Below are 14904 nucleotides of genomic sequence, written 5' to 3'. Positions count from 1 at the left end.
AGTTCATGACCAATCCCGCTTCGATTAATCCGTTAATGCTGTCTTTTCCAGAAAGTTTCGAAACACCACGTTTGACTATTCGTGCCCCGAGGTGGGGAGATGGAGCGGCAGTGAATGAGGCAATTCGTGAAAGTGTGGAGCAATTACGTTTGTGGCTACCTTTTGCCGAGAACATACCTTCACTGGAGGAATCGGAAGCGAATGCTCGCAAAGCCAGACTGCAATTTCTGGAGCGTACCGACATGATGCTTCATTTACGTGACCGATTTACGGATGAATTCGTGGGCAGCAGTGGACTGCATCGAATCGACTGGAATGCCCGTTGTTTCGAGATCGGTTACTGGATTAGAACTTCTCGTGCCGGTGAGGGTCTCATGACGGAAGCAGTCAGAGGTATAGAGCAGTTCGCAATATCTTATCTGGAGGCGAATCGGCTGGAAATCCGCTGTGATGCCCGCAATGTGCGAAGTGCCAAAGTGGCTGAGCGCGCAGGTTATACGCTTGAAGGTGTACTGCGCAAGATGCGGCGTGACAGTACAGGTGTGCTAGTAGATATGATGGTGTATGCCAAAGTAAGAGGCGATGAGTTCGAATAGAATGTTTGAATTGAGATAAGAAATGAATCGGAAAATGATTTGAAAGAAAGAAAGAAAGAAAGAAAGAAAGAAAGAAAGAAACGGCTCCTGGAAGAACACGTTGTGTTGTTCTCCAGGGCCGTTTTTTGGTGTGCAAATATTGGAGGCTGGGAGGTACTTAATAGACTGCTGAATGAATTGGAGCAGATAAAAGGAACCTCCTTACCTTATTGGATTGGGAATGTTGACGTATAGCGGCGTCTCACCACGCTGATGGAACCGGCTGAGCAGATTGGCTTTGGCCGGTAACGTCTCGGTGGTTAACAGATCACGAATGACGTCGTTGATGTGAGAGGACTCGGCTGTCTTTTTACGAAGCTCCTCCAATGTATTTCTCACCACCCTCCAGTATGGCTGCTCCCGTTGACCAGTATAGTATGCCAGGCGCTGCACCACATGACTGAGGTGATTGACAAAGAAATAATATTTCAATCGATGCCGTGATTCTTCTTCGGTATACAAAACAGGACTGTTGGCATTGACTACCTGATCGATCCAACCTTGCTGTTCCGCTAAGACTCGATTGACACTGATGCCCTCCAGATCCCTAACCACAAAAGTGGCAGGCATGCCATCTTCAAGACGCAGCATGGAATTCTGTACATGAGCTTCCAGACTAATGCCTGTCTCGGCATACAGTTCCACAAGTGGAACCATGGACAACTCCAGATATTGACGAAGCCATTCATACCAGTCTGTCTGCACTCTCATATCATTTACACGATCCGGCGACAAAGATGATTGAAGACTTTCCCGGACAGCCCGGAACAACAAAGGTTCAGTTTCTCCGGGAAGCACCTCCATGAGAGAGGCCACAACATAAGGGGCCCCTGTAGCAGAGCTGCAAGACTCTGGTGCTTCGCGCAGGATCATGGAGAATCCCGAGATCAACGCCTCCTGAGTGGACGAAGGAATCTCCGGTACCTTCAAGCTACGGTAACCTTTTTCCAGCAAAATTTGAAATTTCTCTGACGTCCAGTGATCCTGAATCTGCTGTACAATCCTGGATGCATCTAGTGTGCGCAGCAACTGCTCTTCATTGTTCTCGCGAATAAAATTTGTAATTCGAATATGAAGAGACAGCTTGTAGAAACAACTTTCCTTTGGATTCCAGACCGTGCGCACCGATGAGGTTGGGTACACGTAGGGCCCGGTAGAGCCCAGATCAATCAAAGTGCCTTGTTGTAATAAGGACTTTACAGGTTCAAGTGTTCGCAAATAGGCAGCCTGCCAAGGATGACAAGGGAGGAGGACATAATGTTTGCTTTCCAAAGAGAGGTGCTTCCAAGCGGCCTCGGCCATTTCTGCAGGAACCCAGGGTGCTTCACTGCCATAGTCCACGGTATCCAGCCAATCCTCCAACACGAGTTCAGGTGCGACCGCAAAACAGCTGAGAGGAAAGCTAACGCCAAATTCTGGCGAATAGGCATGCGAATCCGAAGAACTGAAGCCCTCCAGACTTTTCGGAGTTGGATGAAATGGATGACCGCATAGCAGTGCCTGTTCCAGATAGCGAAAATCCAATGTTACAGGAGAGGTTCTGTTCAGCGCGTGCTCCAAATAGGAGGTCATATGCTCCAAACTGTTGTAAACCATCTGCTCCAGCTCTGCTCTTTTCAACATTCGGGCTTCAGGATTGGGTTCTACAGATGATATTTCATCGAGCAACAGCGTCGTTATTTGTTCAAAAGAAACTTCTCTCCAACCATCGGGCTGTGCCCCGCCTGATTCTGTAATGTGAAACTTGTCGCCATAGACATGATGTCCAGCGGCGGAACGATGAAGCAGATTTCCATATATCCTCTGACCAGTACGCGGAAGCTCAATAACAAGCGAAAGGTCTGGCCGCGTGGCAATTCGAACATAAGGATCATGCTGTTCGGTTTCTCGAAGATAGGCGTTCAATATACGGCTTAGCATCTCCTGACGGGCAAGTCCGCTCGGGGATACTAAAGAGGGAGGAACAGTCTGCTGGAATGGATCGATGGTGACGTTATCCTTGGTCATGATTGATTATCATCCTTTCACAAATTATTGGAGTGGCAGTTGTACGGGAGCTTTTGGCTCATGAACCGCTGGGCGGCGTACAGCAAGCGAAGCGGCGAGCATGACTGTCCCCATGACGAGAAATACAGCTGGAATTCCCCAGATACCTCCGATTAGAACCCCAATGGACGGACCGGCAACCTGACCAGCCATTAACATGCTGTTGGTAGCTCCGATGCGCACGCCCCGATCCTGATCGGTGGAGGATTTGAGCACGTTGAGCATGACCGTCTGCAATAGGGCGCTGTAGAAGAATCCTTGCAGAAAACGTACAACCAGCAGCCATGCCACCCCGAGTGGAAGTGTATGTGCAAGCAGACACAAGCCGCATAACAAACCAGCCAGCCGGAGATTGCGTTCGGGTAAGTAACGATCGTTTCGCTTACCCCACCACGATGCGCCAACCAATTCACCAACCGAAGACATCGCGAGCAGAACCCCGACGGTAAGCGCAGCTGCACCTGAGGAAGGGACGATTTCACGAATAAACGGAGTAAACATCGTAAATGTTGCAAAATCTGCGAGCTTGAAAATGATGCCTGCGATAACGAGTCTTCGGGCAATCGGATGTGTAATCAGCGAAACGAAGGCATGGATAATTCCACTCTTGTTTCTATTTTTGCTATGGTTGTTCAACATAGCGACCGAAGGCTGGTGCTGTTCCACAGGAGATACTTGAGTATTGTTCTTGGCTGGACGAGTCCGATGCGTCGTCGCCCCCGTTAATACGATTGCGGCAAGCACAGCAAAGCTCAATGTCAACGAGGCCGTAATGAACAATAGCGGACGACTTCCCCATGTGTTTACACATATGCTTCCAAGCAGTGGTCCAACGAGCAGGCCTGCTGCCGATGCACGCTCCAACTGTCCGAGCGCAGAACCCTGCTTTTGGCCAGGGGCATGGGTTCCCACAAACGCACTGCTCGCATCAGATATGCCACCGAAAGCCCCCTGGCAGAGACGGAACAAAAAGAATTGAAAGGGCGTCTGGGCAATGCCCATCAGAAACATGCTAAGGGCCAGTCCGACCAGCGCTCTGACAACCATCCATTTTCGACTCCAACGATCTCCGATCTTACCCCAAAAAGGGGTTAGCAGTGCGTAGGATAGAGCAGGTGCAGATACGGACAGACCTGTCCACATCAGCACTTCTTCCGGTGTTCCCGCTTTCAGATGCTCCATGTAGTACGGTATAAATGGGCTGATTCCAGTCAGCCCGGCACTGGAAAGAAAGCGTCCACCCCACAAAATACGGACGCTCTGTTTCCATGCCATTTGCGACATCATGTCTCCACTTCACCACCTTGATTTTGGCAATTTGAAACCAATTGCTGATCAGATTATCAAGAATGATTCTCAATGTCAATCTTATTTTTTTCAAAAACTTTCCAAAAATTTTAGTGTTGACAGGAAAAAAAAGGATATGCATAATAGGCCCTGTGTCCAATTTTGAAAATGATAATCATTATCAATAAAACGATTTTGGACAACAATATGCCCAGAAAGCTGGTGTAAACACATGGAACAAAGTACCCTGCAAATCAAGGATCGCTCGCTTAAAGTTGCGGATTCCATTATCGATTGTATCGGTCAAACACCACTGGTTCGCTTGAATTCCCTGTTTGGATCTTCAGGAGCATCGGTGTATGCCAAGCTGGAAATGATGAACCCCGGCGGCAGCATGAAAGACCGACCTGCACGATATATTATCGAGCAGGGTCTGCGAGACGGAACGATCAAACCGGATACGCATCTCATCGAGAGCACTTCAGGAAACTTGGGAATCGGTCTCGCATTAACCGCCAAACGATATGGCCTGAAATTCACCTGTGTGGTTGATCCAAAAATCACATCGACCAATCTGAGAATGATAACCTACCTCGGGGCACAGGTTGACATGGTGACTGAACCGGACGAACACGGAAGTTATTTGCAATCCCGTATTCGCAGGGTCAAGGAGTTAGCCAGTCAGGACCCGGCAGGTTACTGGATCAACCAGTATGCCAACCCTTTGAACTGGCAAGCTCACTATCATGGTGCAGGTCAGGAGATTGTGGAGCAGATGGATGGACAGATAGACGTACTGGTGTGTGCAGTGAGTACGACTGGAAGTATTCTGGGCATATCCCGCCGTGTGAAAGAGGCAAATCCGCGTGCGCGGATCGTAGCCGTTGACGCAGTCGGCTCGATTATTTTTGGTACACCATCCCGTCAGCGTGAATTGCCCGGTATCGGCGCCAACCGGGTCCCTGAGTTATTCAGCCCGAATGAGATTGACCAAGTTATTCATGTGGATGATCGGGAATCCGTGCAGGGCTGCCAGAAGCTGCTGGAACGGGAAGGTATTTTTGCAGGGGGTTCGTCCGGATCACTGGTTGCTGCATTGGAAAAACTGGTTCCAACCCTGCGGCCTTCTGCCAAGGTGGTCACTGTTTTCGCAGACCGTGGTGAACGTTATCTGGACAGTGTGTATGACGAGCAATGGGTTAATCAATTACCGCCAAGCCAAACGATCAAGAGTATATAAAAAATTATCTCGGAGGAGAGATCAGATATGAGTACCGTTCAGGATCATAGCCTTTTGTATATGAGTAAACAGGATATTATAGATCTGGGAGGGCTGTATTCAGAGCCATATGTCAAAGCAGTAACCCGTGCACTGGAGCTTCATGCCAAGCGGGATATCGTGCAGCCGTTAAAGCCTTATCTGCGGGTTAACGAGGAGAGCGGCCATATTGCCGATCGCATTATTGCGATGCCTGCGTATGTGGGTGGCGATGTAGCGATCAGTGGTCTCAAGTGGATTGGGAGCAAACATGATAATCCGGCCAAGCGTCATAAGGAACGTGCAAGCGCTCTTATTATCCTCAATGATCCGGAAAGCAACTATCCGGTGGCGGTGATGGAAGGCAGCGTGATCAGCGGGATGCGTACGGCGGCAGTTACAGCTATCGGGGCAAGGTATTTAGCCAGAGAAGGTTTCCGCAGAGTGAGCGTGATTGGCTGCGGGGTGATCGCCAGAATGCAGATCACCTCGCTGCTTGAACAATTTGACTCCATTCGGACCATCCATTTGTATGACCTGAATGCCGATACGGCCCGCCAGCTTGCCGATGAAATTGGTTCGCGTTTTGATCAGGTTGAAGTACGGGTGGAAGATTCGTCAGAACAAGCGGTACGACAAGCGGAAGTACTCGTAACAGCTACGGTAGCCTCATCCCCGCATATTCCGTATGAATGGATTGCCAAAGGTACATTTGTCAGCAACATCTCGATTATGGATTTGCACAAGGATGTATTTACGCAGGCAGACAAAGTGGTCGTGGACGACTGGGATCAGTCCAACCGGGAGAAAAAGATTATTAATCAGCTGGTGCTGGAGGGCAAGTTCTCCCGTGAGCAGCTTCACGCTGAACTCGGCGAGATCCTGATTGGAGAAAAGCCAGGACGCGAACATGAGGATGAGATTATTGTGCTGAACCCGATGGGGATGGCGATTGAGGATATTTCCAGTGCGGCAGAGATGTATGCAAGAGCCGTTGAACAAGGAAAGGGTACACGTTTATGGCTATAGAGCTGAATACAGGGTGTATGCCTCAGGTTGCAAGAGTCCGCGAGCATTTATTGGCACTGAAAGAACAACAGACCGAACCGGTATGTGCCTACATCCGGGATGTAACAGCACTCGTCGCTCATGTGCATCAGCGTGTACAATCCATGCCGGAATCTAGTCAGCTGTTCTATGCCATCAAAGCCAACTCGGAAGAAGAGGTGCTTCGAGCGCTGGCCCCTGTAGTTCATGGCTTTGAAGTGGCATCTTTGGGCGAGATCGTGAAGGTGAGACAAGTCTCAGCGGATATTCCGATTCTGTTTGGTGGACCAGGCAAGACAGAAGCAGAGCTTCGGGGAGCGATAGAGCATAAAGTGCAGCTTATTCATGTGGAAAGTATGCATGAGATAAACAAGCTGAACGAGATTGCGAGTCAAAATGACGTTCGGGTATCCGTATTGCTGCGGATTAACCTGAAAGGTCCACTGCCTCAGGCGACACTGGCGATGGGCGGTCGTCCGACCCAGTTCGGAATCGACGAGGCCATGCTGCCACAAGTCATGAATCAGCTCCGACACTTGCCACATATTCAGGTGGAAGGGTTTCATTTTCACTCCCTTTCGAATAATCTGGATGCGGAGCAGCATGTGAAACTGGTTGAGTATTACTGCACCATCGCGCGGGATTGGGCGAGGCAATATGGTTTCAAGCTTCAGTATTTGAATGCCGGAGGTGGAATTGGTGTGAACTATGCCCATCTGGAGCAACAGTTCGACTGGAACACATTTGTGAATGGGATCGCACCGGTATTGCAAAAGGAACTGCCTTCGGAAACGACTTTGTTGTTCGAATGTGGGCGTTACCTTACGGCATCGAGTGGGTATTATGCAACCGAGGTGCTGGACGTTAAAGTCAACCACGGCAAAACATATGTCATCGTGCGTGGCGGTACACATCATTTTCGCCTGCCCGTTTCTTGGCAGCACAGTCATCCGTTTGAGGTGATTGAGGTGGAGAACTGGACGCATCCGTATGACAGACCCGAGGTGAAGGAAACCGCTTTTACAGTGGCAGGCCAGCTATGTACTCCGAAAGATATTTTGGCAAGTGATATTACTTCAAGCGGGGTTCGGGCAGGAGACATTTTGCTGTTCCAATATGCGGGTGCTTATGGCTGGGCGATCTCGCATCATGACTTTTTGAGTCATCCACATCCGCAGCACATTTATTTGCAGTAGCACATGAAACGGTTTGAGGTAGTGCAATCATGGGAGGTGTCATATGAACGGTCTAACAGCAGCATTGGTCAGGTCCGAAGAGTGGATAATGGTGCGGCGACGTATCTTCAGGCAATTGGTGGAGTCGTTTCTGTATGAGCAAATCTTGAGTGAACCGGTGATCGGGCCTTATGCGGAGGCAGAGTATACACTGCGAGGGGAGATGGAGACAGGAGAGAAGGTGGAATACACCTTTTGGGCTGTTCGAAAAGAGAGCTTTGACCGCATTCGGTTGTCAGATAAACCGATTATGCGGGTAACATTGAAAGATCGAGCGGAAGCAGATTCCATTCCTCGTTTTTTACTGGAGATGGCTGCACATATTCCCACATCCGAAGCTCAGCTGGGGCAATTCATGGATGAGCTTCAGCAAACCCATCTGAAGGACACGCTGTCTGTGCGATGGCGTGCTGGTCAGCCCGAACCTCGGGTATCAGAATATGACGAGTGGGAATCTGCCCTGATTGAAGGGCATCCGTATCATCCTTGTTACAAATCCAGAGTTGGATTCACGCTCTCTGACAATGAAGCCTATGGACCGGAGTTCGGACCGGAATTCAAGCTGGTCTGGATTGCGATTAAACAGAATGCAGCCCAAATATCCATTTCGTCCTCGCAGGACACGTATGCTGCGTTTATCCATAACGAGCTAGGAGAGGAACTACAGACATTCAAGTTGATTTTGCAGGAAGCTATATCGAGTGAGAAGTTGAAATCGGTCTCCAGTTCCAATGCCAATGTCGTTGCCGGGGTGAAGGAGAATACGGATGGGGATAGGGAAGCAATTGCCGATCAATATGTGTTTGTGCCTGTGCACCCCTGGCAGTGGGAGCGAATAATATCGGTGGCGTGTGCGGAGCAACTCCGAACAGGGGAGATTGTGTATCTGGGTCAAGCAGGTGACACCTACCGTCCGCAACAATCCATTCGCACATTGACGAATGTGAGTCATCGCGATAAACCGTATGTCAAACTGCCGCTTAATATGGTGAATACGTCATCCGGACGAATTCTGGCACAGCACACAATTATGAATGCGGCCCGTATCTCTGATTGGCTTGGTCGTGTGGTGGCAGAAGATTCGTTTTTACAAGATGAGCTTGGTCTGATTGTGCTGAAGGAGATTGCGGGGGTATCGTACCATCACCAGAAACTGCCCAATATGCTGGAGCAAAAAATATACGGATCACTCGGGGCTATCTGGCGGGAAAGTCTGCATCCTCGCTTAATGGCAGGAGAAGAGGCTTTGCCATTCAATGCTCTGTGTCATCTCGATCAGCAGGGCGCTCCGGTCATTAAACCGTGGATAAACGAATATGGCCTGGATCGCTGGGCCCGGCAATTGCTGAATGTTGCGGTGGTACCGCTGATACATCTGCTGTACGCACATGGGGCGGCGCTGGAATCACATGCGCAAAATATGATCATCGTGCTGAAAGAAGGATGGCCCAGCCGGACTGCTCTTAAGGATTTTCATGACGGTATCCGTTACTGCCCATCCATTCCTCACCCGTTTGGATACCCGGAAATTGAATATCCACCTGCCAACCATCAGCGGGTGAATCGCAATTCGTTTGTGGAGAAAGAAGACCCTTCCGAGGTGAAAGACTTTATGTTGGACGCGTTACTTTTTATCAATCTGACCGAAGTGGCATTTTTCCTGGAGAAGCACTTTGACCTGAGCGAAAAGCAATGGTGGCGCATGGCTGCCGAAGTGATTTTGAATTACCAGGAGCGGTACCCGAAGTTACAGGCGCGATTTGAACAGTTTGACGTTTTTGCATCCGAGATCGAAGTGGAACAGCTGACCAGACGGCGAATTCATGAAGGGCCGGGGGATTGTGTGCATCGGGTAAGTAATCCACTGCAAGTCTACAGGCCAGTTCGGCAGAATTAATCAGGAGGGGAGGAGAGCATGCGCATGGAAAGTACGAGAATATCTGAATATCAGAGCCATGATGAGGATCAGGAGAGGAAACCGTTTTGCATAGAGGAATCCTCTAGCCACTTAGGAAATGATGTTGCAAACTCTAGAGTTGGAGTGGAGAAGGAGCATTGGCAAGATCAGCAAAGAAAACTGTACACCGTAGCTCTTTCTTCACACCACTACACTTATGCACGTAGACGCATATTCAGACAGTTGGTTGAATCCTTGATGTACGAAGGTGTTATTGCATATAGCTCACGGGAGGAGCAGGGGTTTAACGTTTGGGAAATGGAGGGTACAGGGCTGAATGGTGAACGGGTCATCTATACATGCAAGGGAACAAGGCATTTTACCTTTGGTCGTTTGCGGCTGAACCATGAACCAATTACAAGACTTGTCTGTGTGGATGAGACTCTGGCTTGGGTTTCGGAAAGTAGCAGCATTCAAAAGGGAGAACGTATTCAGTCTGGAACTACAGCCGGCCAAGAAGCGGAGTCGATTTCTCTATTTTTGCTGGAAGTTGGACCAACGATAGGCGCCGATGAAGGGAAGCTGCTGCATTTTGTTAAAGAATTGGAGCAGACGTTGATCAATGACACACTGGCGCGATATGTACGGGCTGAGCGGCAGAATGATTTACATGAACTTCCCGATGAAGACTGGGAAAGTGGAATTATCGAGGGTCATCCATATCATCCAAGTTATAAATCCCGTATCGGCTTCCGAATTGAAGATCAGCTTGAATATGGACCCGAGTTCGGCGGGTGCATTAAACCGATATGGGTGGGAATTCATAAGCAAAACGCACGGATAAGTCATGGCACGAATGAACATGGACCGGATACAAGGGAATGGCTTCAGGATCAACTTGGCGGACAAGTGTTGGAACGCTTCCTCACGGCACTGCAGGAAATGGGTGCTGATCCGGCAGAGTATGTGATGATGCCAGTCCATCCGTGGCAATGGCGAACAACGATCAGTTCTGTTCTTGCAGAAGACATTCGTAACGGGAGCATCGTACCGCTTGGTAGCAGCGAAGACCGATATACAGCTCAACAGTCGATCCGCACGCTAGCTAACCGATCACGTCCCAATTCACCGTACTTGAAGCTGTCGCTGAGTATGATCAACACATCAACTGGCAGGGTGATCGCCCCACATACGGTTGAGAATGCACCTCGCATTACCGACTGGCTGCAGGGAATTAGCAAGCAAGATCCCTACTTGAGGGATGAGCTGCGAGTCATTCTTTTGGGAGAGATTGCTGGCGTTGCATACGACAATCATCAGATACCGGATGTTTTGAAGCCACTCTCGTATGGTGTGTTGTCCTGCATTTGGAGAGAAAGTGTACATTCCCGGCTGGAACCGGGTGAATCAGCGATTCCGTTTAATGCATTGTCTACACTGGACTATGCGGGGCGCCCGGTGATTGATCCTTGGGTGAAAAAGCTGGGTGCTGATGAATGGTTGTCCGAGCTGTTACTGACTTCGGTACGACCGCTCATTCACTGGTTATTCGCTCATGGGATTGCGCTGGAGTCTCATGCACAGAATATGCTGCTCATTCACCGGGAAGGCAGGCCCTCGCGCATTGCGCTGAAGGATTTTCACGATGGAATTCGATTTACAAGAGAGGCACTTGCCGATCCAAAGCTCTGTCCAGCGTTAGTGGAGGTGCCGGAATATCATCGTCGTGTGAACCGTAATTCATTCCTGGAGACGGAAGAACCGACAGAAGTTCGGGACTTCATACATGATGCCTTTTTCTTTATCAATCTTGGGGAACTGGCTTTGTTTATGCAGGAGCATTACCAGATCAGAGAGCAGACCTTCTGGAACAGTGTTCGTACGATCATTACCGACTATCAACAGCGTTTCCCTGAATTTCATGAACGGTACGAATTGTATTCCTTGTTTGCTCCTGAGATCGGAGTAGAGCAATTGACGAAGCGGCGCTTGTTTCCAGATGATGAACTGCGTATTCATCAAGTTCCGAATCCACTGGAGCACTCAATTATGGATAAATATGGGTCGAATGAGGATGAATTAAAAAATAGTATATGAGATCAAAAGAATATTGCATGGACAGAAACTGGAATTGTGGGATATTGTTTTAATAATGATAATCATTATTGATTAGGTTATTAAATAGCATCAGGGGGTTGGATGGAATGCAAGTAGAGAGAAAGAGAATTGGAATGAAATCATGGGTACATTTTGCTATGCTGGCGGTACTGATGCTGGTGCTCGCGGGTTGTGGAAATTCGGGATCGGGTGCCGCCAATGGTTCAGCAGCGGAAACAGCTCCAACGGAACCAAAGCAAGAAGAAACTGTAGCCAATACTGGAGATACACGTACCGTCAAAGATGCATATGGTGAGGTTCAGGTTCCGGCAAATGCAAGTCGAATTGTGGTACTGGACATTGGGGCTTTGGATAATTTGCTCGAGTTGGGCATTAAACCTGTAGGCGCACCTTCCATCCTGGCAGCAGGCGATCCGTACCCGGCCTATCTGAAAGGCACAGAAGGCATTGAGAATATCGGATCGGTGAATGAACCAAGCCTGGAGGCTATCGATGCACTGAAGCCGGATTTGATCATTGGTAATAAAGATACACATGATGCCATCCATGATCAGTTAAAACAAATCGCGCCTACGGTGTTTGTAGAAACACTCGGGGTTACCTGGAAAGAAAATCTGCAGCTTCATGCCGATGCTGTAAACAAGCTGGAAGATGGCAAGAAGCTGTTGGATACATATCAGCAGCGCATTGAGGAATTGAAATCTACGCTTGCAGGCAAAGATGCCAAGGAAGTATCGCTGTTGCGTCCCCGTGAAGACAAAATTCAGGTCTATCTGAAAGAAACATTTGCAGGTACGATTATGGAAGATGCCGGAATTGTTCGTCCCGCAGCACAGCAGGATGCAGGCTTCTCCAAGGATATTACGGAAGAACAGATTGCTGATCTCGATGGTGACGTAATCTTCTGGTTCAACCGTGAGCCGGATGCATTCGCCAAACTGGAGAAAAGTAAATTGTGGGCAACGTTGAAAGGAGTCCAAAACGAAGCTGTGCACCCGGTTGACTGGGAGTACTGGATGAGTGGCCTGGGCATTCAGGCTGTAAACAAGGTCTTGGATGACCTGAACACCTATGTAGCCAACTAAACGCAAAACATGCTGGACCTTTTCTAGCGGCAATGGATTGGGATTCAGCACTTATCAATTGCAATTATGCTTCCAAGTGGTCATAGCTTAACTGTAAAATTGGGTCGTCGAATGTGACGATCCAATTTTTCTGATTTTTCTGCATAGGGCTCGTTCCATGTTATATTCGTGCTCTATATTTGTTCTTATATAATAGAAGGAAAAATTTTGACAGTTCGTTTTTTAAAGTGATTTATACAACATATTGAAGTACATAAATCAAGCAGCATGCAGGTTGGAGGCGTAGAAAAATGAACACAAACACCAGGTTTAAAATCACTGGTTTAGCAACCATCATCGTGTTGACACTTCTCGCGTTTCTATTCAGCATCATGTATGGCATCGTACAGATTCCATTGCGTTCTGTTGTGGATACGTTCTATGCCTTTGATGGCTCGCGTGAACACCTGATCATTCAAACTGTGAGACTGCCAAGAGCGGTTATTGCCGCAGTGGTTGGCAGCTCACTGGCTGTGGCCGGGTGCCTAATGCAGGCGATTAGCCGCAATGCTCTGGCAGGCCCTGAACTGTTCGGTATTAATTATGCCGCGGCACTTACCGCGGTGCTTGCTTCCTTTTGGCTGGGAACGACGTCTCTGCAATTATTTGCATGGTCTGCGCTGTTGGGGGCCGCGGTTGCAGGCGTGCTGGTTTTCTTTCTCAGTTCCACAGGCAGACAACCCTTATCTTCAGTCAAGCTAGTTCTGGCAGGGGCTACATTAAATTTGTTATTTGCTTCATTGACACAAGGCACTCTTATCCTGAATGAGCAGTCCCTGGATACGATGCGTTTCTGGTTGGCGGGTTCATTAACAGGCAGAGATCTCGATCTGTTTATTCAAATTCTGCCTTATCTGATCATTGGCATCATCTGTGCGTTTGCATTAAGCAGTCAATTGAACATTTTTGGCTTAGGAGATGAAGTGGCTCAAGGATTAGGACAGCGAATGAAGATGATTAGGATCATCTGTATTATCGCCATTGTTCTGCTGGCTGGCAGTGCCGTCGCACTTGCCGGACCCATCGGGTTTATCGGGTTGGCCATTCCGCATATTGCAAGATCGATAACAGGCAGTGATTATCGCTGGGTAGTTCCATACTCTGCTGTTCTAGGGGCACTACTGCTGCTCACAGCAGATATTGGGGCGAGATTTGTATTGCCGGGGCAGGAAATTCCTGTTGGGGTAGTTACAGCCTTCTTCGGTGCTCCTTTCCTCATCTATCTGGCTCAAAGAAAGGAGAGGTCGATATGATTTCTTCTATTATAAAGAGACGCGCATTCGCCATTATTTTGATTCTTTTACTGTTAAATGTAGGGGCGCTTGTGCTTAATGTGATGTTGGGAGATCGCTCCATCCCTCCGGAAGAAGTATTGCGCAGTCTGATGGGAAGGGGAGATCAGGAATATTACTTTACCATTCATCAGTTGAGGCTGCCCCGGGTACTGACCGGTTTTTTGGTTGGGTGCGGTCTGGCATTAGCGGGTACAATCCTACAGGTCATTACGAGGAATCCTCTGGCATCACCTGGCGTGATTGGGCTGAATTCGGGTGCGGCTGCGGCGGTGGTTGCCGTTATGGTGCTGGTTCCTACTTTTCCAATGCGGCATATGCCGTGGATTGCATTCATTGGAGCCTTTCTCGCGGCCGCGGTAATCTATGGATTGTCATGGAGAAAAGGAGAGGCGAGTTCCGCGGTTCGCATGCTGCTGATTGGAGTGGGTATATCTGCAATGGCAGGTGCGTTAATCACCTATTTGCTGACGGTGGGCAAAATATTCCGGGTCTCCCAGGCTTCTGTGTGGATGGCAGGCAGTCTATACGGTCGAACGTGGGAACACTTTTGGCCTTTATTGCCGTGGCTGCTGACCCTGTTTCTTCTATTAATATGGATGTCCAGATGGCTGGATATGTTTCTGCTGGATGTCCAGTCGGCTGCTGGACTCGGTATGCGGGTGGAGACGATGCGGGTGTTGTTCCTTCTGATGAGCGTAGGGCTCGCCGGGTCTGCGGTGTCGATGGCAGGAACGATTGGATTTGTTGGCTTAATGGCCCCTCACATGGCAAAACATCTGGCAGGCAGCCGGAGTCTGGTTCGCTTGCCGATTGCGGCGTTGCTTGGAGGACTGATCGTCATGCTCGCAGATCTCGCCGGACGGACATGGTTCGCTCCGTATGAGATTCCAGCCGGATTAATTACGGCGATTATCGGGGCTCCGTATATGATGTATTTGCTGTTACGACGCAGAGGGATATAA

11 protein-coding genes are annotated in these 14904 nt (G+C 49.0%); 9 read left to right on the top strand and 2 right to left on the bottom strand.

Going from position 1 to position 14904, the window contains the following annotated elements; translation table 11 throughout:
* Nucleotides 1-5 precede the first annotated feature (5 nt).
* Nucleotides 6-596, top strand: a complete 591-nt coding sequence (locus gpAD87_RS13910; RefSeq protein ID WP_197521423.1) for a GNAT family N-acetyltransferase — start codon at nucleotides 6-8, stop codon at nucleotides 594-596.
* Between the two features lie 201 nt (nucleotides 597-797).
* Here gpAD87_RS13910 and gpAD87_RS13905 read toward each other — a convergent pair whose 3' ends face one another.
* The gene (locus tag gpAD87_RS13905; protein WP_064638901.1) at nucleotides 798-2642 is read right to left on the bottom strand and encodes an IucA/IucC family protein; all 1845 of its coding nucleotides are present in this window, start codon (nucleotides 2640-2642) and stop codon (nucleotides 798-800) included.
* A gap of 24 nt (nucleotides 2643-2666) precedes the next feature.
* Complete coding sequence (locus tag gpAD87_RS13900; RefSeq protein WP_064638900.1) at nucleotides 2667-3968, bottom strand: MFS transporter; 1302 nt, start codon at nucleotides 3966-3968, stop codon at nucleotides 2667-2669.
* A 232-nt stretch (nucleotides 3969-4200) separates the two neighbouring features.
* Between gpAD87_RS13900 and sbnA the strand changes: the two genes are divergently transcribed.
* The 8 genes from sbnA (at nucleotide 4201) to gpAD87_RS13860 (ending at nucleotide 14904) form a co-directional block, all read left to right on the top strand.
* Nucleotides 4201-5208 carry a 2,3-diaminopropionate biosynthesis protein SbnA gene (gene sbnA / locus gpAD87_RS13895; protein WP_157258465.1) on the top strand — a complete coding sequence of 336 codons (1008 nt, stop codon included), beginning with the start codon at nucleotides 4201-4203 and terminating at the stop codon, nucleotides 5206-5208.
* A 27-nt stretch (nucleotides 5209-5235) separates the two neighbouring features.
* Nucleotides 5236-6255 (top strand): 2,3-diaminopropionate biosynthesis protein SbnB, encoded by a 1020-nt coding sequence (gene sbnB / locus gpAD87_RS13890; protein ID WP_064638899.1) that lies wholly within the window; start codon nucleotides 5236-5238, stop codon nucleotides 6253-6255.
* Entirely contained in the window at nucleotides 6246-7469 is a 1224-nt protein-coding gene (locus tag gpAD87_RS13885) for a type III PLP-dependent enzyme (protein ID WP_064638898.1), read from the top strand. Before sbnB ends, gpAD87_RS13885 begins: the two co-directional genes overlap by 10 nt.
* Nucleotides 7470-7512: 43 nt before the next feature.
* Complete coding sequence (locus gpAD87_RS13880; protein ID WP_064638897.1) at nucleotides 7513-9405, top strand: IucA/IucC family protein; 1893 nt, start codon at nucleotides 7513-7515, stop codon at nucleotides 9403-9405.
* A 144-nt stretch (nucleotides 9406-9549) separates the two neighbouring features.
* A complete protein-coding gene (locus tag gpAD87_RS13875; RefSeq protein WP_064640927.1) occupies nucleotides 9550-11502 on the top strand; it encodes an IucA/IucC family protein in 1953 nt (650 codons plus the stop codon).
* A 134-nt stretch (nucleotides 11503-11636) separates the two neighbouring features.
* Nucleotides 11637-12608: an ABC transporter substrate-binding protein gene (locus gpAD87_RS13870; RefSeq protein ID WP_064640925.1), complete on the top strand. Its 972-nt coding sequence runs from the start codon at nucleotides 11637-11639 to the stop codon at nucleotides 12606-12608.
* 290 nt (nucleotides 12609-12898) lie between these two features.
* Complete coding sequence (locus gpAD87_RS13865; RefSeq protein WP_064638896.1) at nucleotides 12899-13900, top strand: FecCD family ABC transporter permease; 1002 nt, start codon at nucleotides 12899-12901, stop codon at nucleotides 13898-13900.
* On the top strand, nucleotides 13897-14904 hold the full coding sequence (locus tag gpAD87_RS13860; RefSeq protein ID WP_064638895.1) for a FecCD family ABC transporter permease: 1008 nt from the start codon (nucleotides 13897-13899) through the stop codon (nucleotides 14902-14904). The genes gpAD87_RS13865 and gpAD87_RS13860 overlap by 4 nt, the downstream gene beginning before the upstream one ends.

The organism is Paenibacillus sp. AD87 (assembly GCF_001659845.1).
GTDB classification, from domain to species: Bacteria; Bacillota; Bacilli; order Paenibacillales; family Paenibacillaceae; genus Paenibacillus; species Paenibacillus marchantiae.
This window is presented reverse-complemented; position numbering and strand designations above follow the sequence as displayed.

Coding starts and splice junctions, on each gene's coding strand:
- gpAD87_RS13860 (WP_064638895.1), top strand. CDS start 13,897: ATGATTTCTTCTATTATAAAGAGACGCGCATTCGCCATTATTTTGATT.
- gpAD87_RS13885 (WP_064638898.1), top strand. CDS start 6,246: ATGGCTATAGAGCTGAATACAGGGTGTATGCCTCAGGTTGCAAGAGTC.
- sbnB (WP_064638899.1), top strand. CDS start 5,236: ATGAGTACCGTTCAGGATCATAGCCTTTTGTATATGAGTAAACAGGAT.
- gpAD87_RS13910 (WP_197521423.1), top strand. CDS start 6: ATGACCAATCCCGCTTCGATTAATCCGTTAATGCTGTCTTTTCCAGAA.
- gpAD87_RS13880 (WP_064638897.1), top strand. CDS start 7,513: ATGAACGGTCTAACAGCAGCATTGGTCAGGTCCGAAGAGTGGATAATG.
- gpAD87_RS13865 (WP_064638896.1), top strand. CDS start 12,899: ATGAACACAAACACCAGGTTTAAAATCACTGGTTTAGCAACCATCATC.
- sbnA (WP_157258465.1), top strand. CDS start 4,201: ATGGAACAAAGTACCCTGCAAATCAAGGATCGCTCGCTTAAAGTTGCG.
- gpAD87_RS13870 (WP_064640925.1), top strand. CDS start 11,637: ATGAAATCATGGGTACATTTTGCTATGCTGGCGGTACTGATGCTGGTG.
- gpAD87_RS13900 (WP_064638900.1), bottom strand. CDS start 3,968: ATGATGTCGCAAATGGCATGGAAACAGAGCGTCCGTATTTTGTGGGGT.
- gpAD87_RS13905 (WP_064638901.1), bottom strand. CDS start 2,642: ATGACCAAGGATAACGTCACCATCGATCCATTCCAGCAGACTGTTCCT.